We start from the raw sequence: 23,861 nt of genomic DNA on the forward strand, positions 1-23,861 counted from the left end.
AACCAGCACCCGCCCGCCCCCTCAGATGAAGTTCAGCGCCGCCGCGCCGCCCACTCCCCCGAGCAGCATGAAGGCCGGCATCAGGACCTTCAGCTCGATCCAGCTGCCCGCCCGGAACCGCATCAGCTTCGGCGGGCCCACGGGGTACCAGCGCTTGCGGCCGATGGGGATGGGCCACAGGATCGGGCAGCCGGAGACCGTGAGCGCGTCCCCGATGTCGTGCACCAGGGCGCCGAGGACGATCGGCAGACCCAGCCACAGGTACTCCTGGCCCGGCGCGGTGAACAGCCAGTCCGCGCCGTTGCCGGGCTTGTCGAGCACTCCGGCCAGGATCCAGGCGCTCGTCGCGGCGAGCAGCCACACAAGGACGTCGCTGCTCGACCCGCGCGCGGCCCGCCACAGCAGGCCTTCGATGGCGAGCACCATATGGATGAAGAGCAGCGCCAGGACCGCCCAGCGTCCGCCGAAGATGGCCAGGGCGGAGGAGCCCGCGCCGATGAGGACCGCCCACAGCCAGGTGTGCGTGAGGGTGCGGTGCCCTCCCGCGCGGCGCGGGTCGCCCTGCTTGCGCGTCGCCTTGTAGACGGCCGCCGAAAGCTTGTCGACGATCTCGCACAGGCCCCGGGACACGGGTCCGAAGGCTCGCGAGATGGTCGCCGACTTGTGATCGAGGTCGGGTGCGAGCGCCGCTCCGGCGCAGATCAAGGCTCCGACGAGGAGAACCGGCCAGGGCATCGTGTGCCCCGCCGCAGCCGCGGCCGCTCCGACGCCGAGCCAGGCCGCCGCCCCCGACAGTGAGTGTGCCGGACCCATCATGGCTGTTCCCCGCCCCATTCCCGTTGTGCTGACGCTCCGTTGGCCACTCAGCGTAGCGTTCGTGATCTTCGTTCGGACCGCCGGTTCCCTCATCGGGTCGGAACCGGTTCCCTGATCGGGTGGGAAGAGAGGCAAGATGGGGGTGTGACACTTATTGATCAGCTGCCGCCGGATGCCGACCCCGATGCCCTCTTCGAAGCCTTCTCCTCGTGGGCCGAGGAGACGGGCATCACCCTCTATCCGGCTCAGGAGGAGGCGCTGATCGAGGTGGTCTCCGGAGCCAACGTGATCTTGTCGACGCCGACCGGCTCCGGAAAGAGCCTGGTCGCGGCGGGCGCGCACTTCACGGCGCTCGCCCAGGACAAGGTCACCTTCTATACGGCTCCGATCAAGGCGCTGGTGTCGGAGAAGTTCTTCGACCTGTGCAAGCTCTTCGGCACCGAGAACGTCGGCATGCTGACCGGTGACGCCTCCGTCAATTCCGACGCGCCCGTCATCTGCTGCACGGCCGAGGTCCTCGCGTCGATCGCGCTGCGGGACGGCAAGGACGCCGACATCGGCCAGGTCGTGATGGACGAGTTCCACTTCTACGCCGAGGGCGACCGCGGCTGGGCCTGGCAGATCCCGATCCTGGAACTGCCGCAGGCGCAGTTCATCCTCATGTCCGCGACGCTCGGCGACGTCTCGATGTTCGAGAAGGACCTGACGCGCCGCACGGGACGCCCCACCTCGGTGGTCCGCTCCGCGACACGCCCGGTCCCGCTCTCGTACGAATATCGCCTGACGCCGATCACGGAGACGCTCACCGAGCTCCTGGAGACCAAGCAGGCGCCGGTCTACATCGTCCACTTCACGCAGGCACAGGCCGTCGAGCGCGCGCAGTCGCTGATGAGCATCAACATGTGCACCCGCGAGGAGAAGGACAAGATCGCCGACCTGATCGGCAACTTCCGCTTCACCACCAAGTTCGGCCGCAACCTCTCGCGGTACGTGCGCCACGGCATCGGCGTGCACCACGCGGGCATGCTGCCCAAGTACCGACGGCTCGTGGAGAAGCTGGCGCAGGCCGGCCTGCTGAAGGTCATCTGCGGCACGGACACCCTCGGCGTCGGCGTCAACGTCCCGATCCGCACGGTGCTTTTCACCGCCCTCACCAAGTACGACGGCACGCGCGTACGCACTCTGCGCGCCCGGGAGTTCCACCAGATCGCGGGCCGCGCGGGACGCGCGGGCTTCGACACGGCGGGCCTGGTCGTCGCGCAGGCGCCCGAGCACGTCATCGAGAACGAGAAGGCCCTCAACAAGGCGGGCGACGACCCCAAGAAGCGCCGCAAGGTGGTGCGCAAGAAGGCGCCCGAGGGCTTCGTGGGGTGGACCGAGGCGTCGTTCGAGAAGCTCATCGCCTCCGAGCCCGAGCCGCTGACCTCGCGCTTCCGCGTCACGCACACGATGCTCCTCTCGGTGATCGCCCGTCCGGGCAACGCCTTCGAGGCGATGCGCCACCTGCTCGAGGACAACCACGAGCCGCGCAAGCAGCAGCTGCGGCACATCCGCCGCGCGATCGCCATCTACCGCTCGCTGCTCGACGGCGGAGTGGTGGAGAAGCTCGACGAGCCCGACGCCTCGGGCCGCATCGTGCGTCTGACGGTCGACCTCCAGCAGAACTTCGCGCTCAACCAGCCGCTGTCGACGTTCGCGCTTGCCGCCTTCGACCTGCTCGACCAGGAATCCCCTTCGTACGCCCTGGACATGGTGTCCGTCGTCGAGTCCACCCTCGACGACCCGCGCCAGATCCTCGCCGCCCAGCAGAACAAGGCACGCGGCGAGGCCGTGGCCCTGATGAAGGCGGACGGCGTCGAGTACGAGGACCGCATGGAGCGGCTCCAGGACATCACCTACCCCAAGCCTCTGGAGGAGCTCCTCTTCCACGCGTACAACACCTACAAGACGAGCCACCCGTGGGTCGGCGACCACCCGCTCTCCCCCAAGTCCGTGATCCGCGACATGTACGAACGGGCGCTGACCTTCACTGAGTTCACGTCCTTCTACGAGCTCGCCCGCACCGAGGGCATCGTCCTTCGCTACCTCGCGAGCGCGTACAAGGCGTTCGAGCACACCATCCCGGACGACCTGAAGTCCGAGGACCTGGAAGACCTCATCGCCTGGCTCGGCGAGATGGTCCGCCAGGTCGACTCCAGCCTCCTCGACGAGTGGGAGCAGCTGGCCAACCCCGAGGTGATGACCGCCGAGGAGGCCCAGGAGAAGGCTGACCAGGTCAAGCCGGTCACCGCCAACGCCCGCGCCTTCCGCGTCCTGGTCCGCAACGCCCTCTTCCGCCGCGTCGAGCTCGCCGCCCTCGACCACGTCGAGGAGCTGGGCGAACTGGACGCCGATTCCGGCTGGGACGCGGACGCCTGGGGCGCGGCCATGGACAAGTACTGGGACGAGTACGAAGATCTCGGCACAGGTCCCGACGCCCGCGGCCCCAAGCTGTTGCTCATCGAGGAGGACACGGAGCACGGTCTGTGGCGCGTCCGGCAGACGTTCGCCGACCCGAACAGCGACCATGACTGGGGCATCAGCGCGGAGGTCGATCTCGCGGCCTCCGACGAGGAGGGCCGCGCCGTCGTCCGGGTCACGGACGTCGGCCAGCTCTGACCGCCGAACGCTGAGTGTTGAGCGCTATGCGCTATGCGCTGAGCGCTGAGCGCTAAGCACTGACCGCCGACCGCCGACCGCCCGAGCTTTTCCCCGTCCGGACCTGGAGTCGAGGAACCGTCATGAACAATCCCGCCGACCGGCTGGTCGACCTGCTGGACCTGGAGCAGATCGAGCTCAACATCTTCCGCGGCCGCAGCCCGCAGGAATCCCTGCAGCGGGTGTTCGGCGGGCAGGTCGCCGGGCAGGCCCTGGTGGCCGCCGGGCGCACCACCGAGGGCGAGCGCCCGGTGCACTCGCTGCACGCGTACTTCCTGCGGCCGGGCCGCCCGGGCGTACCGATCGTCTACCAGGTCGAGCGGGTGAGGGACGGGCGCTCCTTCACCACGCGCCGTGTCACCGCGGTTCAGCAGGGCCGCACCATCTTCAACCTCACGGCCTCCTTCCACCAGCCCGAGGAAGGTGCCTTCGAGCACCAGCTGCCACCGCGCATCACGGCTCCCGATCCCGAGACGCTGCCGACGGTCGCCCAGGAGATCACCGAGCACCTGGGTGCACTCCCCGAGCAGCTGGAGCGCATGGCCCGGCGCCAGCCCTTCGACATCCGCTACGTCGACCGGCTGCGCTGGACGCCCGAGGAGATCAAGGACGCCGAGCCGCGCAGCGCGGTCTGGATGCGCGCGGTCAGCCCGCTCGGCGACGATCCGCTCGTCCACACCTGCGCACTGACGTACGCCAGCGACATGACGCTCCTGGACGCCGTCCGCATCCCGGTCGAGCCGCTGTGGGGTCCGCGGAACTTCGACATGGCCTCGCTGGACCACGCCATGTGGTTCCACCGCCCCTTCCGCGCGGACGAGTGGTTCCTGTACGACCAGGAATCCCCGATCGCGACGGGCGGCCGCGGTCTCGCGCGCGGCCGTATCTACGACATCGAGGGCAGGCTCCTTGTCTCGGTCGTACAGGAAGGGCTTTTCCGGGCGTACGGGGAGCGGCACATGGACGGGCGGCCGTCCGCGGGGGCGTGAGCCAGGTCTGCGGGAGGGCCGTGAGCCGGGTCTGCGGGGGGCGTGAGCCAGGTCTGTGGGGGGGCGTGAGCCAGGGGGGTCTGAGCGAGGGGGGCCTCGGTGCGGCCGAGGGCGGACCCTTCAGCCGACCTGCAGCACGAGCTTCCCTCGTACGTGACCCTCCTCGCCGACACGATGCGCTTCTGCGATCTCGGCGAGTGGGAAGGTCTGCGCGACGGGAAGCGAGAAGTGCCCGGCCTCGATCAGCTTTCCGATCCCGGCGAGCGCGTGCAGCGCGCGGCCGCTGTCCCCACGGCTGAACGTCACGCCGTACTTCTGCGCCCCTGCGAAGTCGGCGATCGTCACGACGTTCTCCGGGCCGCCCGCGAGCCCGATCAACTCCGGCAGGACGTCGCTCCCTGCGACGTCGAGCGCCATGTCGACGCCATCGGGCGCGAGCGCGCGCACCCGGTCGACAAGGCCCTCTCCATAGGCGACGGGCTCGGCTCCCAGTGAGCGGAGGTAGTCGTGGTTCGCCGGACTTGCGGTGCCGATCACGCGTGCACCGCGCACCACGGCGAGCTGGACCGCGGCGCTGCCGACGCTCCCCGAGGCGCCGTTGACCAGGAACGAACTGCCGCCCCCGACGCCGAGCTGGTCGAGTGCGCGCGTGGCTGTCTCGATGGCGGCCGGCAGTGCGGCAGCTCCGGCGAAGTCGAGCGACGGCGGGATCGGCGCGTAGTGGGCAAGCACCGCCAGCTCGGCCTGGGCCCCTTCCTCTGCGGTGAAGCCGAACACGCGGTCACCGACGGCCACGTCCGCAACGCCTTCGCCGAGCTCGTCGACCACGCCCGCGGCCTCGTATCCCATGCTCTGCGGCAGCCCTTCGTCCATCAGGCCTCTGCGCTTCTTCCAGTCGCTCGGGTTGACGCCGGCCGCGCGGACGGCGATCCGGATCTGGCCGGGGCCCGGGTGCGGGTCGGGAAGATCCACGAGTTCGAGGACCTCCGGGCCCCCGAACTCATCGAAACGAGCCACCTTCATCATTCACTCCGCTCTCGACAGTTGTGTGGCTCGAACCTACGCGTTGGACGGGGATCGACAGCTGGGGATCGCCAGCTCGGGGATCGCGCAGTTGGAGGGCGCGCAGTTGGGTGGATGCTGCAGCCGGGATCAGCTGAGCTTGATCAGTCCGTGCTCGTCCCAGAAGCCGCAGCGGTGGTCTTCGGCGAAGGTGCGGGTCACACGGGAGCCGGACGGCTGGAACTGGAGCACTGCGGGATGGCGGCCCGGACGGTACACCGGCCAGACCGAAGTCGAGACCGGTGTCCCGGCTCTGACGAATGCTCCCCAACCGTCGCGCATCTCGCGGGCCAGCTTCTCCTGACGACCGTTGAGGCCGGTGAGGAACTTCGGGGAGCCGTCGGAGCGGGTGAAGTTGAACAGGTACTCCAGCTCCGTCGTGTGGTACGCGCCCCAGGCGAAGCCCGGCGTCTCGGCCTCGGCGGGGGCGGTGAAGTCGTTGAACTCATAGGCGTACACCTTGGTGTGCCGGGCCAGCGCGTTCTCGATCTTCCAGGCACGGCAGACCCGGTCGGTGTCAGAGGCGATGGCGCCTGCCGCGTCCGCGGGTTCCATGGCGGCGTACTGCTGGGACACTTCGTCTGCCACCGCCGGATACGTGCGGGCGATCCACGCCTTGAGCGAGGCCGCTGTGGCGGGCTGGCTGATGCCGGGATAAGGGCGGTTCTCGTCGTGCGTGTTGCCGACGAGGACGGGGACGCGGGTGAACCGCCCGCTGTCGATGGCCTGTTGGGGATCGCGCGGGAGTGCCGTGCCGCCGATGGTGGGGGCGCCGGGCGGGTTGGGCCGGTCGATCAGGGTGCTCACGCTCTTGCCGCGCAGGCAGGCGAGAGTCGCGGCCCTGGACTGCTCCTCGCCGCAACCGACGGCGTCGGCGAAGGACGTCCCCGCGCGTTCCCTGGGATCGAGTGCGTCGGCGTTGCAGGCGCCGCTCTGGATGACGGCGCGCTGGAACAGTCCGGTGGCCTGTGGCGAGGTGAGCAGCCTGCAGACTGCGCGCCCGCCCGCGGACTGCCCCGCCACGGTGACCTGGCGGGGATCGCCCCCGAAGGCCGCGGCGTTCTTCCTCAGCCAGCCGAGTGCGGCGATCTGATCCTGGAACCCGAACTGTCCGGAAGTCCGGTCGGGTGAAGCCGCGCTCAGCTCGGGCAGGGCGAGGAATCCCAGCCAGCCCAGACGGTGGTTGACGGTGACCACCACACTGCCCGTTTCGGCGGCCAGCTTCCGGGCGTCGTACTGGCTGCCGGAGCCGTTGATGCCACCGCCCCCGAAGATCCAGTACAGCACCGGCGCCTTGCCGGCCCGTGCGGCCGCGGTGTCCGGGCGCCACACGTCGAGGTAGAGGCAGTCCTCCGCCTCTGATCGGGGCCCATTGCTGTTCTCGGTCTGCGGGCAGGCGGGGCTGGGTGCGCCGGCATCCCGTATCCCCTTCCAGGACCGGGGTGGCTGGGGCGGCTGCCAGCGGAGGGAGCCGGTCGGGGCGGCCGCGTAGGGGATCTTGCCGAAGAAATCGACGGCGGTGCCGACGTTGGTACCGGTGTCTGTACCGGTGTCAGTGAGTCGACGGCCTTGGATGCGGCCCTGCTTGGTGCGGACTGTCGGGGAGGTGGCGGCGGCAACGGGAGCGGGAGCTGGCGCGGCCTGAGAGGTGCTCGCCCGGACCGTGCTCACCGAATCGGACCGGGCCGGTGGGGTGGTCGGTGAGGTGGTCGGTGGCGCGGCGGCGGCCGTGGACAGGGCGATGCCCAACAGCGCGGCGGCGGTGGTCAGCAGGCGGCGGCTGCGGGTGGGCAGCGCGGATGAATGTCTCACCTGGTCCTCTCCAAAGCGGATGCGGCAGGGGCGGAGGCGGGGGGAGGTGCAGGAGGTGCGGGGCCGGGGTCCGGGCAGGGGGCCCCGGCCCCGCACGCGGGGAGGCCGAGTAGGCGGCCGGTACTTGTGGGTCAGGGCGTCACTTGGCGGCGGCCGGGAGCTTCACCTCGCCCTGGTTGAAGACGCGCGGATGGAAGTAGCCCGCCTGGATCTCGGCGTTGGTGTTGTTCCCCCGCAGTTGCTCGGACCAGATCATGAAGTACGACCAGCGAGTCTGGCTGTTGAGCAGCGAGGAGTTGGGGACCTTGCCCATCTCCGCCAGAGCGATCGGCTTGCTTCCCGCGATGTTCTGCAGCTGCTGGTAGTCGGCTGTACTCGGGTAGTTCTTGTACCAGACATCGAGCGAGGCGACGTCGACGTAATTGTTCCCGGGGTAGTAGTTGGCCCAGCCGCCCGCCGGGTTGTCCTGCACGTTCCACACCCAGATGAGGTTGTTCAGGCCCTTGCTCTCCAGGTAGTCGTGCGTGATCTGGTAGAGACGGGCACCGCCGTTGGCTCCCGGCCGGTTACCCCACCAGTTCCACTTCTCGTTCATCTCGTGCAGCGGCCGGAACAGGACGGGCACTCCTGCCGACTTCAGCTGCTGCAGATACGGGACGACCTCGTCGAGCCGGCGCTTCCAGGCGTTGTTCAACGCCGTGCCGTTGGTGACGATCTGCGAGAACTGGGCGTCGGTGATGCTGGACTTGACGCCACCGTCGAACTCGCAGGAACTGCCCATGGTCGGCGGGCACACATGCCAGGTCAGTGCCACGAGCGAACCGTTGGCCCACTCCGTCTTGGCCTGATCGACCACCCGCTGCCGATTGGCGACGTCCTCGGCCCGGAACATCAGATCCCCGCCCCACAGGCCGGGGTACTGCCCGGTGACGTCCTTGACCTGCTGGGTGTACTGGCCGGGGTTGCTTGCGGGCTCTTTGTTGTGCTGGCCGGAGACGACGTTCGACCCCGTGATGGAACGCAGGTAATTGATCACCTGCTGCTTGGAACTGCTGGGGAGAGCCTGAGCGGTGTCGGGACTGAGGCACAGCGCCAGGAGCGCGGCTGTGACAAACGCGGCGATGCGTTTTCTGCGCATGGGAAAGCCCCTCTGTCGGGGACACGAGCCAGGGCGGCCCGCGGTCGATCGCACACTCTGCACACCCGGGACAACGTTGTCTAGATGTCCACCAAATTAAGCAAAGGTTTAGTAATGTCATGTGAGTGTGCTGATATTGCAAGTGAAGCCAAACTGGACCGGTCTATGGACGGGACCTGGAAAACCTGTCTAGGTTGTGCGCCAAGCTCGGCGGGTCGCGCCAGGGCCGCCCGCAACTCCCCTGGAGGCTGCAGCAGATGACACGCTCGCCGACACGGACGGCACCGATGGGGTGGACCTGGTCCGGCACGTCCGCTACGTCCGGCACGGGGATAGGGTCGACATCGTGGTGACTGCCCGCACGCTGCCGCGTGACCTGCTGCTTCAGGCCGACCGAATCGAGCCCTCGGCCTACCGACTCGCGCCCACGGCTGACCGAGGAACCGCGGCGCCGCCGCCTGACAAGAGCGTGACGATCGGCGTACGCGGCTGGAGCCCGCATGAGTGAGCAGAGGCTGACCATCCGGGACGTCGCCGCCCGCGCCGGGGTTTCACGAGCCGCCGTCTCGCTGGCCTTCAACAACAAGCCAGGAGTGTCGGAGGCGACGCGGTCCCGCATCCTGGAGGTCGCCCGGTCGATGGGATGGGAACCGAACCTCTCGGCTCGGGCGCTCAACAAGCAGGGGACGGGCACCATCGGTCTCGCGATCAGCCGTCCGGCCCGCCAACTCGGCCTCGAACCCTTCTACATGGAGTTCATCTCCGGACTGGAAAGCGTGCTCTCCGACCACTCGGGTGCACTTCTTCTGCGCCTGGTGAAGAGCCCGGACGAGGAGATCGAGCTCCAGCGCCGCTGGTGGCGATCCGGACAGATCGCCGGCTCGATCCTGGTCGACTTCCGTGAGAACGACCCTCGGGTACCCGCCCTCTCTCAGCTCGGGATGCCGGTGGTGGCCGTCGCCCATCCCTCGCTGACCGGGCCGTTCACGTCGCTGTGGACCGACGACACCACAGCCATCACCGAAGCCGTGCGCTATCTCGCGGCGTTGGGACACCGCTCCATCTCCCGCATCGGCGGCACGGCCGAACTGGGGCACAGCGTGATCCGCGCCACCGCGTTCACCGCGGCGATGGCGGACCTGGGGCTTCCGGAGGGCCGACAGCTGGCCACGGACTTCTCCGGTGAGTCGGGCGCACGGGCCACACGCTCGCTGCTCACCGCGGCCGAGCGGCCCACGGCGATCATCTACGACAACGACTTGATGGCTGTCGCCGGGCTGTCCGTCGCCGCCGAGATGGGCCTGCGCGTCCCCGCCGACATCTCTCTGCTGGCCTGGGACGACTCGCAGTTGTGCAAGCTGACCCACCCGCCGCTCTCCGCGATGAGCCACGACATCCACGCATTCGGCGCGGACGTCGCCCGCGCCCTCTACGAGGTCCTGTCCGGCAAACGCGTCGCCCCTCACCAGGTGCCCACGCCCACCTTCACCCCACGGGGTTCCACGGGCCCACCACCGAAACGCCAGTGAGCATCGATTGCGTTCCAGGGCCACAGAGATCCGGGGTTCGCCGGACCGTAGGGTGCGGATCCATTCGGGCCAGGTCGACATGAGTGCCTCCGATCGTTTGGGAGAGGCCGACATCCAGAGAGGAACGGGGCATTGACCAAGGACGAGGACACGACCGGAAACCGCGACCGGCTGCTCGCCGAAGCCGTTCGGCTGCGCGCGGACGGTCGCCGCGAAGAGGCGCGGGAGCAACTGCTCGCCCTGTGCGATCAGTTCCCCCTGGACCCGGAGGTGGCCTACCAGACCGCGTGGGTGCACGACGCGCTCGGCCTGGAGGCCGAGGCTGTGCCCCACTACGTGCGCGCGGTCGAGGGGCCTGATCCAGGTCTGTCGCCCGATGACCGCCGCGGAGCGCTCCTGGGCCTGGGCAGCACCTACCGCGTCCTGGGCCGCTATCCGGAAGCCGTCACGACCTTGACCGACGCGGTGGCCGAGTTCCCCGACGACGCCGCGCTCAAGACCTTCCTGGCCATGGCTCTCTACAACACCGGCCAAGCGCACGACGCGATGGAGATCCTGCTGACCCTGCTCGCCACCACGAGCCAGAACCCGGACATCGCCGTCTACCGCCCCGCGATCGAGCACTACGCCAAGGATCTCGACGAGACCGTATAGCGGCACCTCCCACGACGCGTCCCCCGATCGGCTGCCACGCGCACCCCTCTGGCTGCGCTCCCCTACGGCGCATCCACCTGAGCAGGCCCCGCGGCTCCGACGCCCGCACATTCGTCTCTTCGCCAGGCAGAACGGCGGGCAGTGTTGCGTGAGCGCGCTACCGTCCGCGCGGAGAGTCCGGCTGTACTGCCGCGTTCAGTGACAGGCGCAGTCACAGAGCTGCCCGGGCTGCTTTGGTCAGGGCCTGCGCGGCTCGCGCGCCGTGGACGTGTACGCCCGCGACTCGATCCGGCGGAAAATGCCGTCGGGCAGCTACTCGCGGGTGTCGCCCGGCGGGGCGGCGTCCAGGCAGTCGCGCCTGCTCCTGTGACTGTCGGTTCGTCGTCCGGCTGCCCCTCGTCCTCGTTGTCCTGCAGCGTGCCGACCTGCTCGGTCCCGCGGCACGCCGGACAGTCGACGGTCGTCTGTTGCTGTCGGCCCCCCGCACGGTGATGGTCCCGCTGTGGTCCGCAGGCAACAAGACGCCCCCCGCTCTGGAGTCCCGGCGGGGGCGTGCGGCATCTCAGTCGAAGTAGTCGAGGTTGCGGATGTAGAGGCGCTGAACAGGCTTCGCGTCTATAAGCAGGATGGCGGCGACGGTGTGCTGCAGAGCAAGAATGCGCTCTACATCGCGCTCGTCATCGCTGCGGGACCGGGTGTTCTTGTACGGGTCTTCGCAGGCTAGCCAGAGGGCATCCTCGAACTCGCGTCGGGCGCCGTCGGGAAGCGAGTCCCACACGGCCCGGACTGCCGCAGTGTGGCGGAGGCTGAACACGCGGTAAGCGTGTCAGGTCAGGCGGCGCCGCGTGAGCGAATCCGGGCAGCTGCTTCGTCGAGGCGCTGCGTGCCGTCGATCCATTCGCCAGGGGGTTCCTCGCCGCGGCGGGCCGCATCGACGCTCTCGTCGTCGAAGGCGGCTTCGAGGTTCTCGGCGATGCGCTGCCAGCGGGCGAAGGCGGGCAACAGCTCGTGAGCCGGAGCCTTGTTGATCTCGCTGAGGAAGCGTGCGGCCAGTGCGGGAGCGCCGAGAGCGTCATGGATGCGGTCGATGGTCCACGGCTTGTCGGTCATCACTGCCTCCCGGATCTGGGATTCACGGTTCGTGATTCCAGGTTGACAGTCGGAGCGTACCGCCCGGCCGGGCGGGCGGCCGGGTATCACGACGTTTGCGGACTCTCGGTATCCAGCTGCGGGTGCCGTCGTAGCACCGGGCATGGACGATCTCTCCGCCGAGGCCCCGCCGGCCCGGCTGCTGCCGGGGCCGACACTGGACGTGTCGCACGTTCTGATGCTGCTCCTCGCTGCGGTCCTGCCCGACGGGAGCGTCGTCGTGACGGCGGCAGACCGACTGCTTGTTCTACCGTCCCACCACCGAGCACCGTCCAGGGGCGCTACCCGTGTCCGGCTGACAGGCGCGCCCGCCCGGCTAGGTTCCCCTGCGGCGCATCCACTTCAGCAGGCCTCGCGGCTCCGACACCCGTTCTAGCATCTCTTCGCGGGGCAGCGCGGCAGGCGGTGCCGCGTGATCCGGCGCGAGTTCTTCACGCAGCTCGGGAGCGGGGCCCGCGCCAAGGCCGGGCCGCGGCGCTGGCCGTGGTGCCGGGCGTTCTCCCCGAGCCCGGGAGAGGCCGATGGTCAGGTTCGCTCGCAGCCAGCGGATCTCGTCCGGGTCGTCCGCTGTCGTGATCTTCTGGATGATCCGTCCCGCCGGTGACTCGGGTGCGCCCTGGCCGAAGGATGCGGGCATGAGCCTGTGTACATAGGCGCGTTCGTACGGGTCCTTGATGATTTCCGCGATCTGGACCGGGTCGAGCAGAGAGGCCACCGCAGCGGCACGCTCCCAGGGGTCGTCGGACTGGCGCAGCAGCGCTCCGGCGTGGCGGCCCCGCCAGTTCCGTGCCCGCAGGTCGACACCCGCCTCCAGTTGGGCGCGGAGCGTGCCGGAAGCGCGACCGGTGAGGAGGGCGGCGTTGGCCTCGGAGCGGGCGAACTCGCGTAGCTCCTCGGCGAGGTAGAGCCAGACGACCGCCCGATACCGGTTCAGGTAGAACTTCACGGGCGTGACGAACCCCGTCCGCGCAAGCCGGGTGAACCGGGCCGTGGAGATGTCCATGAGGGCCGCGCCCTCAGTGGTCCCCACGGCCTTGATGCGCTCCAGCCATGCCTCGGGAAAGCCCTCCCCGGCACGGACGCGCTCGATCTCCTCGCGTGTGACGTGGCGCCGTCCGCCGGCGGTGTCGCCGACGGTGCGGATGCGCCCCAGCATCACGGCGAGCTCGAACTCCCCGCGTTTCAGACCCAGTTCCCGTGCCGCGCGGCTCTGCGTGACCGAGGTCGGCGCTGCCGTGTCGGCGGCTTCCTGCGTGATCGTGTGACCTGTCATGGTGGTTCTCCCCCGTGAGGCGTCTTTGCTCTCGGGAAAACCGTAGCGCGATCACCGCGATCGGCGCCGAGCCTGTGGATAACTCTCGCCACGCCGCCGTTTCAGCAGGTCAGAGGTCCACTATCGAGGTCCGGTCCGGGTGCCGGGCGCCCACGCCGAGATGCTCGCCCACTCGGTTGACGAGCAGTGTCATCTCGTACGCGACCTGGCCGATGTCCGCCTCCGCGGAACTGAGGACGCACAGGCAGCTGCCGTCGCCGGCCGCGGTGACGAACAGCACCGCGTCATCGAACTCGATCATCGTCTGGCGGACGTTGCCCGCACCGAAGTGCCGTCCCGATCCCTTGGCCAGACTGTGCAAACCCGAGGAGACAGCGGCGAGGTGCTCCGCGTCCTCCCGCTTCAGTTCCGAGCTCGCGCCGGTCACCAGGCCGTCGTTGGACAGCACCAGCGCGTGCCGCACGGGCTCCATGCGTTTGGTCAAATCGTCGAGCAGCCAACCGAGCCCCGCGTTCTGCACCATGTTCCCGTCTCCCCGCCTCGCTGTTCCCCCTGGCCGGAGGATCTGACCTGCCAGCCTTCCCCACCATCGGCGCTCCGGCAAGCATGATGAGGACATGGCACAGAAGATGACCGAGGACCAGTGGCGGGCTTTCGTCTCCCGGGGCACCCGCACCGGCAAGCTGTCGACCGTCCGGGCGGACGGCAGCCCACATATCGCACCTATCTGGTTCCTGTTGGACGGGGACAAGCTGGTGTTCAACACCGGGACGGAAACCGTCAAGGGGCGGAATCTGGCGCGGGACGGGCGCATCGCCCTATGTGTGGACGACGACAAGCCTCCGTTCGCGTTCGTCGTCCTGCAGGGGCAGGCCCGGCTGAGCGACGATCTCGAGGAGGTGCGGCACTGGGCGACCCGGCTCGCCGCCCGTTATATGGGTGAGGGGCGCGCCGAGGAGTTCGGCGCGCGCAACGGCGTGCCCGGCGAACTCCTCGTACGCGTCAGGATCGACAAGGTGGTCGCTCTGGCCGGCGTGGCCGACTGACGCCTCGGCCCGCGGTCCGGCCTCAGCCCACCGTGTCGAGCAGCCGGGCGGTATGCATCCGCCCGGCGTACTCGACCAGGCGTATCAGCACCTCCTTTCCCGAATCGCGGTCCCGCGCGTCGCACAGCACCACGGGGGTGCCGCGGTCGAGGTCCAGGGCCCGTGACACTTCGTGCGCACCGTACGTACGCGCGGTCGCGAAGCAGTTGACGGCCACCACGAACGGGATGTGCCGGTGCTCGAAATAGTCGACGGCGGGGAAGCAGTCCTCGAGCCGTCGGGTGTCCGCGAGGACGACGGCACCGAGCGCGCCCTGGGACAACTCGTCCCACAGGAACCAGAAACGGTCCTGCCCGGGTGTACCGAAGAGGTACAGCGACAGGCCCGACCTGATGGTGATGCGGCCGAAGTCCATGGCGACGGTCGTGGTGGTCTTGCGGTCCACTCCCCCGGTGTCGTCCACCAGCTGGCCGGCCTCGCTGAGCAGTTCCTCGGTGCGCAGCGGGCGGATCTCGCTGACGGCGCCGACGAGGGTGGTCTTGCCCACCCCGAAGCCTCCCGCGACCAGAATCTTCAACGCCATGGCGGTCGTGTCGCCGCCGTCGGCGTCAGAGTGCTCGGAGCCCATCGATCACCTCTCGCAGGATCTTCTCGTCGGGCAGCTGTGCGGGTGGCACGGGTCGGCTCACCTGCACGCAGCCCATTTCCAGCAGGTCGCCGAGCAGCACCCTGACCACGCCGACGGGCAGGTCGGCGTCGGCCGCCAGCTCGGCGACCGACTGCGTCTCGGTGCGGCAGAGTTCGATGAGCGACCGGTGTTCGGGGCCGAGCGCGGTGTCGTCGCCGGGTCCCGGTGCGTTCTCGTCCAGCGTGACGAGTGCGATCAGGTCGAAGCGCACTCCGGTGGGTCCCGGCCGGGTACGTCCGCCCGTCATCGCGTACGGGCGGACCAAGGGTCCGGCCTCGTGGTCGTACCACTGGCTGCCCGCGTCGCGCGGGTCGCCGCTTCTGTCCTCGGTCATCTGCGTCGACCGCCCTGTGTCATCCGGCGGCCGGTGGTTGCGGCGCGAAGCGTGAGGGCGTGTAGAGATGTTCGCCCACCCGCTTGACCAGGCGTGCCATCTCGTAGGCGACCAGTCCGATGTCGGCCGTCACGGAGCTGAGTACGGCCAGGCAGGAGCCGTCGCCCGCCGCGGCCACGAACAGGAAGCCGTCGTCCATCTCGACCATGGTCTGGCGCACTCCCCCGGCCCCGAAGTGCCGGCCGGCGCCCTTGGCGAGGCTGTGGAATCCGGAGGCGACCGCGGCGAGGTGCTCGGCGTCCTCGCGGGTGAGGGCGGTCGAGGCGCCGACGGCGAGCCCGTCGTTGGACAGCACCACGGCGTGCCGTACCTCGCCGACGCGCAGCACCAGGTCGTCGAGGAGCCAGTCGAGTTCGCCGGCCCGGCCGGCGGTGATGCTCTGATCCTGGATCATGCGGGGTCTCCTTCGGTGCTGTCACTGGCCGGTGCGGACCCCGGGATGTCGGGGACCGCGCCGACGATGCCCGGTCGGCGACCGCCGCCCCTGGCCCAGCCGTCGCGGTAGGCGGTCATGCGGTCCCGAACCTCGTCGGGGTTGCGTTCGGCGGTTTCGCGCACGCTCACGGATCCGGGCGGATCGTCGGGGTGCCGCTCGCGCAGTTGGGGGGCCAGGCTGGCCTGGCGCACGCGGCGCGGGAGGTCGTCCGCAGGCTTCGGGGCGCTGTCGGGCTTTGTGGCCGGGGGCTTGTGCGGGCGCAGTGCGGTGACGCCCGGGGGTGTGGTCACCGGCGCCTCCGCCGAGGGGGCCAGGGCCGGACGGGCTGCCGGGGCGGGGACGGAATTGCCGTTCATCGGTGCGGCTTCGGGCACGCGCGCGTGCCCGTTCTGTTCGCGGTCACGTTCCATGGTGTGGGCTCCGGGACTCTCCGGTGTGGCGCTCTGCAGCAGTGCGGTGGGCAGGAGGACTACCGCGGTGGTACCGCCGTAGGGGGACGTACGAAGGTGCACTTTGACCCCGTGTCGCGCAGCGAGCCTGCTCACCACGAAGAGCCCCAGTTGGTCGCTGTCGAACAGGTCGAGGGCTTCTGACTGCTCGATGCGGCTGTTGGCATCGGCCAGCGTTTCGGTGCCCATGCCCAGGCCGCGGTCCTCGATCTCCAGGGCGTAGCCGTTGCCGACGGGCTCTCCGTTGACCCGCACCTTGGTGTGGGGCGGTGAGAACTGGGCGGCGTTCTCGACGAGTTCGGCCAGGAGGTGGGTGAGGTCGGCGACGGCGGTGCCGACGATCGCGGCGGCGGGGAGTTGCCGTACCTCCACGCGCGCGTAGTCCTCGACTTCGGAGACGGCCGCACGGACCACGTTGGTCAGGGAGACGGGCGTGCGCCAGGCGCGTCCCGGCGCGGCTCCGGAGAGGATGATCAGGCTTTCGGCGTGCCGCCGCATCCGGGTGGTGAGGTGGTCGAGCCGGAAGAGGTCGCTGAGTTCGTTCGGGTCGTCCGACCTGCGTTCCATGCTGTCGAGGAGGCTGAGCTGGCGGTGGACGAGGACCTGGCTCCTGCGGGCGAGGTTGACGAAGACTCCCGAGATGCCGCTGGCGAGTTCGGCGCGCTCGATGGCGGCGTGCAGGGCCGCCCGGTGCACCGTGCCGAGCGCTTCGTAGACCTGCCCCGTCTCGTCCTCCGCCGGCGGGCCGGGAGGCGCTTCGGCGTGGATGTCGATCTCCTCGCCGGAGCGCAGTCTGCTCATGGCGTGCGGGAGTTTGTGGCGGGCGATCTCCAGGGCGCCGTTGCGCAGGCTCACCAGCTCGACGACCAGGCCGCGCCCGATGCGTACGGAGATGACCAGTGAGGCGACGACGGCCAGGAGGCCGAAGAGGACCGCGGCGCCTGCCGGTGTGAGCAGGCCGCGGGTGAAGGGGTCGGCCCGGCCGGCGGCACTGCGGCTCGCCCCCGCGTCGATCGTGCGGAGATCATCGCGAACCGCGGCGTGGGCGCTGTCCCACTGTGCGGCCGGTGCCGCGGCGGCGGCTTCACCGGGAGGTGCGGCGAGCACCTTGTCCTCGACGGCGCGCACGTCGGCGTACGCGCTTCCCTCCGCGAGGTCCTGCCAGGTTGCTCGTTCGGGTCCGCGCAGATCCGGGACCGCCGCGTCGGTCAGGGTCCGCCGGGTGTCGACGGCACCGGTGAACCGCCGCAGCCGCTCCCCGTCCAGGGAGCCTTCCAGCCGGGCGCTGGACAGGATGACGTCCTCGCGCGCCAGCATCTCGGCGGCCCTGGAGAATTCGAGCAGCACGCGCGCGTGGGAGCCTTGTTCGGCCTCCTGAATGCCGGTGAGCGCGCCGCCGACTCCGAAGGCGGCCGAAATGGTCTTCGTGTACTGGCCGTAGGCGGCATCCCAGCCCGTGCGGCGGTCGAGCACGTCGGTGCGCACCGTGCCCAGCCCCTCGGCCGCGGCGACGAAGCCTGCGAGCCTGGAGGCCACGCCGGTGGGCAGGTCGGCGCCGTCGGCGACCGTGCGGCCCTCGCCGCGGCGCAGCTTCGCCACCGCGCGGTCCGTACCCTCTGCCTGCCGCTTGAGTTCGCTGCCCCGCTCGGGCGCGGGCTCGGTCGCGTAGCGCACGGCTGCCGCCCGCTCGGCCTGCAGTGCGGCGACGGCCGTATCGACAGGGCCGCGCACCTTGTCGTCGACGCGCTGCAACTGTCGCAGGTGCGCCACGTCTTGAGCGGTACTGACGGTGGCGTACCCCCATAGGGCGAGCAGGGAGACGACCGGCACCATCAGCAGGCAGACGATCTTGGCTCGGACGGTGCGGGGCCGCGGCCCCCACGATCGCCCGCGCGCGGAGGGTGCGTGCGGTCCGGACTCCGCGGAGGCTTTCGCGGCGGGCCGTTCGTCGGCGGGCTCACCCGCGTGTGCGCGGCGGCCACGTGCCGGGGCGCCGGGCGTGGGCGGCACGGTTCCGTCGGCCGGGTCGGGGGTCTTACGGGGTGTGCGCATGGCCTCCTCGCTCGAAGAGATTTCGGGGCGTGTGTCCGCCCGACGACCGTGACCCGATCCGGGTGCGCCGCTACCCAGCGGCGCCGCCCACCGGCCGCTGGGCCGCCACGGAGGCCTCACGCTCCCCCGAGGTCGGGGACAGCGCGACGAACGCCGAGGTCAGGAAGAGATACGAGCCGAGCCCGACCGCGAGGGGAAAGATGAACTGCATGGTCGTGGCTCCGGGCAGTGCCGCGCCCGACTCGGTGACCCGCACGCTCACGGCAAACATTCCGGTGTAGTGCATGCTGCTCACGGCGCCACCCATGACCAGGGACGCGACGGCGACCGCGAGCGGTGACTTGATGTTGAGCGCCGCCCACAGCGCCGCGGTCGCGGCGAGGACGGCGATGACCACGGAGAGGCCGACGAGGACCGGGTCGTAGCGCACGCCGCCGTGCAGTCGCAGCGCCGCCATGCCCAGGTAGTGCATGCTCGCGACGCCGAGCCCGGTGGTGAGCCCGCCGACCGCGAGCGCACGCCCGCGGTCACGGCCGTAGCCGACGGCGAAGACGCCGACCCCGACGACGGCCACCGCGACGATCAGGCTCAGGATCGTCAGGGGCACGTCGTAGCGGATCTCGGTTCCGGTGACTCCGAAGCCGAGCATGGCCACGAAGTGCATCGTCCAGATGCCCGTGCCGACGGCGGAGGCCGCGGTGATGAGCCAGTTGCGGCGTGACGCGCCCGTGGCACCGAGCGCACGGACGGTGCAGCGCAGCCCGAGAGCGGCGCCGATACAGGCCATCGCGTACGACAGCACGGGGGTCAGCCAGCCGAAGGCGGCGTGGTCCAGGTGTCCCATGGCTCCGGGACGCTAGTCCGGGCAGGGGCGCACAACGGGGGCGCAGTTCGAAAGGTGTTGCAATATGACGCAGACGGGAACCTGAACGACCGCATCACGTTCGAACGTGTGCCCCCGACGCGCATGCGTGTCGTTAAGCAATCATGGCCAGATGAGCGATGACCACACGCGTGTCCGCGACTTCTTCTCCGCCCGAGCAGCCGACTGGGACAACCGGTTCCCCGACGACGGGCCCGCCTATCGCGCCGCCGCGTCCGAACTCGGCCTGCGGCCCGGCGGTCGCGTCCTCGACGCCGGGTGCGGCACCGGCCGGGCACTGCCCGCGCTCAGGGAGGCCGTAGGACCCGAGGGAGCCGTCCTCGGCATCGACCTGACCCCCGCCATGCTGGAGGCCGCCACACGGGCGGGCAGGGACCGTGCGGGACGGCTCCTGCTCGGGGACGTGACCCGGCTCCCGTTGCGCGACGGGGCGCTCGACGCCGTGTTCGGCGCGGGCCTGATCTCCCACCTGCCCGACCCGGCCGAGAACCTGCGGGAGTTGCGGCGCGTGGTGCGCCCCGGAGGAACCCTCGCCCTCTTCCACCCGATCGGCCGGGCGGCACTCGCGGCGCGGCAGGGCCGCCAGATCACCGCGGACGACCTGCGGGCCGAGGCGAACCTGCGCCCGCTGCTCGCCGGTGCGGGCTGGCACATGACCTCCTACGTCGACGAGGACGCGCGGTTCCTCGCACTGGCCGTACGACGGGACTAGCATCCGGCCACGGCGGAGGCGAACGCCTCCGCGTTGTCGAACATGATGTTGTGCCCGGCGTCCGGCACGGTCAGCACCCGCACCCCGGACGCCACCAGCTCTTCAGCGCCCGCGAGTTCACCGCTCCGCGCGCCCTGCAGGTAGACGCGTTCCACGGGCAGCTCCATGAGCATCGCGCGCATCGTGGGCCGTGTCCCCCGCACGAGCCCCGTCGCGCTGCGGTGCAGGGCGCGGGGGTCGGCGAGCCGCATGGTCGCCGCCCACAGAGGGCCGACCTCTTCGAGTACGCGCGCGTGGCCGTCGGCGACGAAGTCCTCCTCTTCGTAGGCCGCGATGTTGCTGCTTCCCGCTGTCGCGGCCGGGTCGGGGTCGAGGTTGGCCTCGGTGAGGACCAGCCGTGACACCAGGTCGCCGCGGCGGTGCGCGAGCACGATCGCCACGGAGCCTCCCATGCTGTGCGCGACGATCTCGGCTCCGCTCACCCGGGCCTCGTCCAGCGCCGCGGCCAGGGCGTCGGCGTGCTCCTCCAGGGTGTAGCCGAAGTCCGCCGGGCGGTCGCTGATGCCGTGGCCCGGCAGGTCGACGAAGAGCGATCGGCGGCCGACCAGTTCGGGCCTGGCCGCGAGGTGCGCGTGATAGACCGTCGACGCCGCGCCGAGCCCGTGCACGTATATCCGGGCCGGACCGGCCCCTTCGCTCTCCGTCCAGCGGACACAGCTGCCTTGTGCGTCGAACCGTGCCTGTCGCATCGCCGCTCCCTCACTCGCCTGACACCCGGCCGCCCGCACTTCCGGGGGCCTCCGGGGACTTCCGCGGAGGACAATACATCGCCACCGATGTATTACGTGATCGATGTACACCGCAGGTGCGGCAGAATGCACGGCATGCTCGAACTGGCCATCCTCGGTTTCCTCTACGACGCGCCCCTGCACGGCTATGAACTGCGCAAGCGCATCACCGCACTGACCGGGCACGTGCGGCCCGTCGCGGAGAGCACGCTGTACCCCGCCATCAAACGGCTGGAGAAGGCTGGCCTGCTGGCCCGCGAGACGCAGCCCGGCTCCGTGGCGGCCCCGCGCCACGTCCTGAGCCTCACCGAGGACGGCAGGAGCGAGCTTCGGCGCAGGCTCACGGAGCCGCAGCAGGGCGACATCACCGACGAGAACCGCTGGTTCACGGTGCTCGCCTTCCTCCGTCACGTCGACGACAAGGCGGCCCAGGCCGCCGTGCTCGAGCGCCGCCTTGCCTTCCTGGAGGAGCCGGCCAGCTTCTTCTACGACGGCGAGCAGCCGTTGCGCGCCGAGGACCTGGACGATCCGTTCCGACGCGGCGTCCTCACCATCGCCCGCGCGACGAGCCGTGCCGAACTCACCTGGCTGCGGGCGACGCTGAGCTCACTCCGCTGAGGTAGCGGCCGATTCGTCCGTGTGCGCGACCGGGCAGCCCCGTACGCCGGGCGCCGGGAAGGTACCGAGGGCGCCGATCCGATACCCCTTCGGGTAGCCCTTGATCTCCCAGTTCTGGCGTGCGTAGTGCGGTGCACCACGGGGCGGCATCAGGCGCACGGCGCGGCCGCGCAACCGCACCGCGCGCCTGACCAGCGCGCAGGTGGCGGCGCCAGGCGGTTCGTAGCGGAACGCACGCAGGAGGGGTTCGTCGAGCAGGGCCAGGGTCGAGGCGCGCAACAGGGGCGCCAGGGGGCGCGGATACCAGGAGGCCATGAGATCGAGGGTCGCGTCGGAGACCCTGCGCGCGCCTTCGTCCCAGGCGAAGTGCGCCTCTTCGTAGGCATCGAGACATTCCTCGAAGGCTTCGTAGGAGTCCGGGATGTCCTGGATTCCCATGTGCTTGCCCAGGGTGCGGTAGTGGACGGCGGCAGCGGTCGTCTCGTGGCGCGACAGCCTGCGCCATCCGTAGGCGTCGATCCAGCGCTTGGGCATCACCACGAACGTGCACAGCACGTAGCGCATGTCTTCGTTGCTGATGTCGTAGCTGCGGTGCATCTGGTTGATGCGGCGGATCGCGGTGCGGCCCTCGTCCGTGCCGAATCCGTGCTCCACGACGGTGTCCAGGAGCAGTGCCGTGTCGTCGTACCGCTTCTGCGAACGGTCTGTCAGCTCCGCCGTCTCGGCGAGGAGCCGGCCGATGCTGGGCACGGCGTACGTGCGGTAGAGCGCGAGCTCAAGTGCGCGGGTGTAATCCCAGGGGAACTCATACGTCGCGGTGAGCCGGTAGATCGTCAGGGCGTCCTTCTCGGGGTCGAGACGCCGGATCTCCTTGAGGCGGTCATAGCGCTTCACCCCACGGTCCCCCTTCTGTCCTTGGAGCTCCAACTCTACTTTGGAGTAAGGCAGATGAGTGATCATCAGCGGTAAACAGAACCGGGGGAAGGCGACCCACATGATCGACAAGATCCGCAAACTGTGGCGCACGGACGACGCTGTCCGCGGCAAGGACCGGCGCCCGCACAACCTCTTCGAGGCGGCCGCCGTCTACGTGGCGGCGTGCGCCGATGACGACCAGGAGCGAGCGGACGAAGCAACGGACTGGGTGTCACCGGAGGCGCTGTCCTTCGGCGTCAGCGAACTCGCCTGCCGGGCGGTCATCGCCCTCGCCCGGGAACGCGACGAGTCGCCGACGGACGTGGCGCGTACGCTCCTCGGCCTGCCTGCCGCCTGACGTCTGTGTGCGTGAGATCGGGGCAGGCCAGCGCCTCTTGGGTGGGGGCGCCTGTCTCGGCCGCGTACGCGAGGCGTTCGCGGACCTCGCGCGGGGTGCGGGGGCGGTAGCCGGGGCCGTCGCCGCAGCAGCCCTGCCGGAAGCTGAGGCCGGACAGCAGAACCACGCTCAGGGCGCGCCACGCCGCCGCGTCGCGGCGCTTGGGCACGGCGAGTGCGCTGCCGGCGCCGAGCAACCGGCCGCCGCACTGGGGGCAGATGTCCACGGGCGAGCGTCCGTGGTCGACCGCCTTCTTGAAAGAAGCGCGGCACGGCAGACAGACGAAGCGCATTCTGGCACTGGACATGACACCCACCGTAGGCGTCCGGCGCGCGGGCCACGAGCGAGTTTTCCGGTGCGTACGAGCGAGTCTCCTGGTCACACCCCCCTCGACGATCAACCGGACCTGTGGTTAGGGTGCGCCGACGGATGAAGCGATGGGGAGGCTGGCATGGCCGGAACGGACGACGCTGTCGCCGCCGAGGACGACGCGCTGTACGTGCTGACCGCGGTGCTGCTGACACCCGCGAAGTTCCCGAGTGTGCTCGGTGACGACTATCCGGAGGCGTGCGCGGCGCTGGGACTGGCGCCGCTGGCCGACGGGTACGGTCTGGTGCTCGGTCAGGACGGGGACGGCGCCCGGTGGACCGTCGTCGTCGACGACGTGTCACTCGTGGCCGTCGCGATCGCCTCCTGGGACTGCGGCATGGAGTACGACCTGTCGCCCGACGAGCGCACGGTGGTCGCCGGACTGCCCGGCTGGCCGCTCGCGGTCGCCGTCGCGGCCCCCGGCGTGCCCGCGCCGCACGATCCCGAGCCCGAGGAGGCGGACCAGCAGCCGCTCTCGCCTCCGCAGTCCGATACGTGGGGTCCCGCGCAGCGACGGCTGGGCGCCGACGAGATCGCGCTGCAGTGGGCGGCGTGGCGCGAGCAGATCGACGACGGCGACTTCCTGAGCGACGGTGCCGAGGAGGGCACGGCTCAGGAGGGCGAGGCTCAGGAGGGCGAGGCTTCCGGCCCGGCGGAGGGCGCAACCCCTGGGGCCGATCCGCTTCCCGATGCTCGTGATGAGGCACCGCTCACCGGCGTGCGTCGCGTCCTTGCGGAAGCGCGGGCATATGTGAGCACGCCGCCGCCCCCGGGCCGCGTGCGATCGTCCTTCGCCTCGGGGGAGGCTCGCATCCTGCGTGCCGACGGCCCTGGCTGGTCCATGGTCGCCAGAACCGACGACATCGCGTTCGTGCTCCTGGACGAGGAGCCCGGCGAGGTGCTGCCGGTGGGCCGCGGACCCGAACTCCCCTGGCTCCTGGACGCGCTCGACAAGATAGCCGTACGCCCCGCCTGATCCCCCGCGCCCCTGTCCC

25 protein-coding genes are annotated in these 23,861 nt (G+C 70.1%); 10 read left to right on the forward strand and 15 right to left on the reverse strand.

What is annotated here, in order from left to right; translation table 11 throughout:
- Nucleotides 1–21: 21 nt before the first annotated feature.
- Nucleotides 22–816: a metal-dependent hydrolase gene (locus ACWFR3_RS03840; protein ID WP_453732922.1), complete on the reverse strand. Its 795-nt coding sequence runs from the start codon at nucleotides 814–816 to the stop codon at nucleotides 22–24.
- Nucleotides 817–930: 114 nt separating this feature from the next.
- Between ACWFR3_RS03840 and ACWFR3_RS03845 the strand changes: the two genes are divergently transcribed.
- Both ACWFR3_RS03845 and ACWFR3_RS03850 read left to right on the forward strand, forming a co-directional pair.
- Nucleotides 931–3,474: a DEAD/DEAH box helicase gene (locus ACWFR3_RS03845; RefSeq protein ID WP_453733019.1), complete on the forward strand. Its 2,544-nt coding sequence runs from the start codon at nucleotides 931–933 to the stop codon at nucleotides 3,472–3,474.
- Between the two features lie 122 nt (nucleotides 3,475–3,596).
- Nucleotides 3,597–4,502 (forward strand): acyl-CoA thioesterase, encoded by a 906-nt coding sequence (locus tag ACWFR3_RS03850; RefSeq protein ID WP_453732923.1) that lies wholly within the window; start codon nucleotides 3,597–3,599, stop codon nucleotides 4,500–4,502.
- A 120-nt stretch (nucleotides 4,503–4,622) separates the two neighbouring features.
- On the opposite strand, the gene ACWFR3_RS03855 is transcribed toward ACWFR3_RS03850, so the two are convergent.
- The 3 genes from ACWFR3_RS03855 to ACWFR3_RS03865 form a co-directional block, all read right to left on the reverse strand.
- Nucleotides 4,623–5,525 carry an NADP-dependent oxidoreductase gene (locus ACWFR3_RS03855; RefSeq protein ID WP_453732924.1) on the reverse strand — a complete coding sequence of 301 codons (903 nt, stop codon included), beginning with the start codon at nucleotides 5,523–5,525 and terminating at the stop codon, nucleotides 4,623–4,625.
- A gap of 129 nt (nucleotides 5,526–5,654) precedes the next feature.
- Nucleotides 5,655–7,376 carry a carboxylesterase/lipase family protein gene (locus ACWFR3_RS03860; RefSeq protein WP_453732925.1) on the reverse strand — a complete coding sequence of 574 codons (1,722 nt, stop codon included), beginning with the start codon at nucleotides 7,374–7,376 and terminating at the stop codon, nucleotides 5,655–5,657.
- Nucleotides 7,377–7,515: 139 nt separating this feature from the next.
- Complete coding sequence (locus ACWFR3_RS03865) at nucleotides 7,516–8,514, reverse strand: glycosyl hydrolase (RefSeq protein ID WP_453732926.1); 999 nt, start codon at nucleotides 8,512–8,514, stop codon at nucleotides 7,516–7,518.
- A 346-nt stretch (nucleotides 8,515–8,860) separates the two neighbouring features.
- On the opposite strand from ACWFR3_RS03865, the gene ACWFR3_RS03870 reads away from it, so the two are divergent.
- The 3 genes from ACWFR3_RS03870 to ACWFR3_RS03880 all read left to right on the forward strand — a co-directional run bounded on the left by ACWFR3_RS03870 (nucleotide 8,861) and on the right by ACWFR3_RS03880 (nucleotide 10,697).
- Nucleotides 8,861–9,022, forward strand: coding sequence for a hypothetical protein (locus tag ACWFR3_RS03870; protein WP_453732927.1), 162 nt, complete (start codon nucleotides 8,861–8,863; stop codon nucleotides 9,020–9,022).
- Entirely contained in the window at nucleotides 9,015–10,043 is a 1,029-nt protein-coding gene (locus ACWFR3_RS03875) for a LacI family DNA-binding transcriptional regulator (RefSeq protein WP_453732928.1), read from the forward strand. The genes ACWFR3_RS03870 and ACWFR3_RS03875 overlap by 8 nt, the downstream gene beginning before the upstream one ends.
- Before the next feature lie 132 nt (nucleotides 10,044–10,175).
- Nucleotides 10,176–10,697 carry a tetratricopeptide repeat protein gene (locus ACWFR3_RS03880; protein ID WP_453732929.1) on the forward strand — a complete coding sequence of 174 codons (522 nt, stop codon included), beginning with the start codon at nucleotides 10,176–10,178 and terminating at the stop codon, nucleotides 10,695–10,697.
- A 562-nt stretch (nucleotides 10,698–11,259) separates the two neighbouring features.
- Here the strand turns inward: ACWFR3_RS03880 and ACWFR3_RS03885 are convergent.
- The 4 genes from ACWFR3_RS03885 to ACWFR3_RS03900 all read right to left on the reverse strand — a co-directional run bounded on the left by ACWFR3_RS03885 (nucleotide 11,260) and on the right by ACWFR3_RS03900 (nucleotide 13,642).
- Nucleotides 11,260–11,511, reverse strand: coding sequence for a hypothetical protein (locus tag ACWFR3_RS03885; RefSeq protein WP_453732930.1), 252 nt, complete (start codon nucleotides 11,509–11,511; stop codon nucleotides 11,260–11,262).
- A gap of 17 nt (nucleotides 11,512–11,528) precedes the next feature.
- The gene (locus ACWFR3_RS03890) at nucleotides 11,529–11,807 is read right to left on the reverse strand and encodes a hypothetical protein (protein WP_453732931.1); all 279 of its coding nucleotides are present in this window, start codon (nucleotides 11,805–11,807) and stop codon (nucleotides 11,529–11,531) included.
- Nucleotides 11,808–12,162: 355 nt separating this feature from the next.
- Entirely contained in the window at nucleotides 12,163–13,119 is a 957-nt protein-coding gene (locus ACWFR3_RS03895; RefSeq protein WP_453732932.1) for a DUF6397 family protein, read from the reverse strand.
- A 109-nt stretch (nucleotides 13,120–13,228) separates the two neighbouring features.
- Nucleotides 13,229–13,642, reverse strand: a complete 414-nt coding sequence (locus tag ACWFR3_RS03900) for a roadblock/LC7 domain-containing protein (protein ID WP_453732933.1) — start codon at nucleotides 13,640–13,642, stop codon at nucleotides 13,229–13,231.
- 94 nt (nucleotides 13,643–13,736) lie between these two features.
- On the opposite strand from ACWFR3_RS03900, the gene ACWFR3_RS03905 reads away from it, so the two are divergent.
- Nucleotides 13,737–14,165, forward strand: a complete 429-nt coding sequence (locus ACWFR3_RS03905) for a PPOX class F420-dependent oxidoreductase (RefSeq protein ID WP_453732934.1) — start codon at nucleotides 13,737–13,739, stop codon at nucleotides 14,163–14,165.
- Nucleotides 14,166–14,187: 22 nt separating this feature from the next.
- On the opposite strand, the gene ACWFR3_RS03910 is transcribed toward ACWFR3_RS03905, so the two are convergent.
- The 5 genes from ACWFR3_RS03910 to ACWFR3_RS03930 form a co-directional block, all read right to left on the reverse strand.
- Nucleotides 14,188–14,793, reverse strand: a complete 606-nt coding sequence (locus ACWFR3_RS03910) for a GTP-binding protein (protein WP_453732935.1) — start codon at nucleotides 14,791–14,793, stop codon at nucleotides 14,188–14,190.
- Nucleotides 14,774–15,187, reverse strand: coding sequence for a DUF742 domain-containing protein (locus ACWFR3_RS03915; RefSeq protein ID WP_453732936.1), 414 nt, complete (start codon nucleotides 15,185–15,187; stop codon nucleotides 14,774–14,776). Before ACWFR3_RS03915 ends, ACWFR3_RS03910 begins: the two co-directional genes overlap by 20 nt.
- A gap of 19 nt (nucleotides 15,188–15,206) precedes the next feature.
- Nucleotides 15,207–15,641 (reverse strand): roadblock/LC7 domain-containing protein, encoded by a 435-nt coding sequence (locus tag ACWFR3_RS03920; RefSeq protein ID WP_453732937.1) that lies wholly within the window; start codon nucleotides 15,639–15,641, stop codon nucleotides 15,207–15,209.
- On the reverse strand, nucleotides 15,638–18,184 hold the full coding sequence (locus ACWFR3_RS03925) for a sensor histidine kinase (protein ID WP_453732938.1): 2,547 nt from the start codon (nucleotides 18,182–18,184) through the stop codon (nucleotides 15,638–15,640). Before ACWFR3_RS03925 ends, ACWFR3_RS03920 begins: the two co-directional genes overlap by 4 nt.
- A 70-nt stretch (nucleotides 18,185–18,254) precedes the next feature.
- Nucleotides 18,255–19,028 carry an MHYT domain-containing protein gene (locus ACWFR3_RS03930; RefSeq protein WP_453732939.1) on the reverse strand — a complete coding sequence of 258 codons (774 nt, stop codon included), beginning with the start codon at nucleotides 19,026–19,028 and terminating at the stop codon, nucleotides 18,255–18,257.
- A 151-nt stretch (nucleotides 19,029–19,179) separates the two neighbouring features.
- On the opposite strand from ACWFR3_RS03930, the gene ACWFR3_RS03935 reads away from it, so the two are divergent.
- Nucleotides 19,180–19,779 carry a class I SAM-dependent methyltransferase gene (locus ACWFR3_RS03935; RefSeq protein WP_453732940.1) on the forward strand — a complete coding sequence of 200 codons (600 nt, stop codon included), beginning with the start codon at nucleotides 19,180–19,182 and terminating at the stop codon, nucleotides 19,777–19,779.
- On the opposite strand, the gene ACWFR3_RS03940 is transcribed toward ACWFR3_RS03935, so the two are convergent.
- The gene (locus tag ACWFR3_RS03940; RefSeq protein WP_453732941.1) at nucleotides 19,776–20,528 is read right to left on the reverse strand and encodes an alpha/beta fold hydrolase; all 753 of its coding nucleotides are present in this window, start codon (nucleotides 20,526–20,528) and stop codon (nucleotides 19,776–19,778) included. The two genes, ACWFR3_RS03935 and ACWFR3_RS03940, sit on opposite strands and share 4 nt — an antisense overlap.
- A 135-nt stretch (nucleotides 20,529–20,663) precedes the next feature.
- Between ACWFR3_RS03940 and ACWFR3_RS03945 the strand changes: the two genes are divergently transcribed.
- Nucleotides 20,664–21,185, forward strand: coding sequence for a PadR family transcriptional regulator (locus ACWFR3_RS03945; RefSeq protein ID WP_453732942.1), 522 nt, complete (start codon nucleotides 20,664–20,666; stop codon nucleotides 21,183–21,185).
- On the opposite strand, the gene ACWFR3_RS03950 is transcribed toward ACWFR3_RS03945, so the two are convergent.
- Nucleotides 21,174–22,079, reverse strand: coding sequence for an oxygenase MpaB family protein (locus tag ACWFR3_RS03950; protein ID WP_453732943.1), 906 nt, complete (start codon nucleotides 22,077–22,079; stop codon nucleotides 21,174–21,176). The genes ACWFR3_RS03945 and ACWFR3_RS03950 overlap by 12 nt on opposite strands.
- 100 nt (nucleotides 22,080–22,179) lie before the next feature.
- On the opposite strand from ACWFR3_RS03950, the gene ACWFR3_RS03955 reads away from it, so the two are divergent.
- The gene (locus ACWFR3_RS03955) at nucleotides 22,180–22,458 is read left to right on the forward strand and encodes a hypothetical protein (protein ID WP_453732944.1); all 279 of its coding nucleotides are present in this window, start codon (nucleotides 22,180–22,182) and stop codon (nucleotides 22,456–22,458) included.
- 490 nt (nucleotides 22,459–22,948) lie between these two features.
- On the forward strand, nucleotides 22,949–23,842 hold the full coding sequence (locus tag ACWFR3_RS03960; protein WP_453732945.1) for a hypothetical protein: 894 nt from the start codon (nucleotides 22,949–22,951) through the stop codon (nucleotides 23,840–23,842).
- Nucleotides 23,843–23,861 lie beyond the last annotated feature (19 nt).

The organism is Streptomyces sp. NPDC055189 (genome assembly GCF_053606765.1).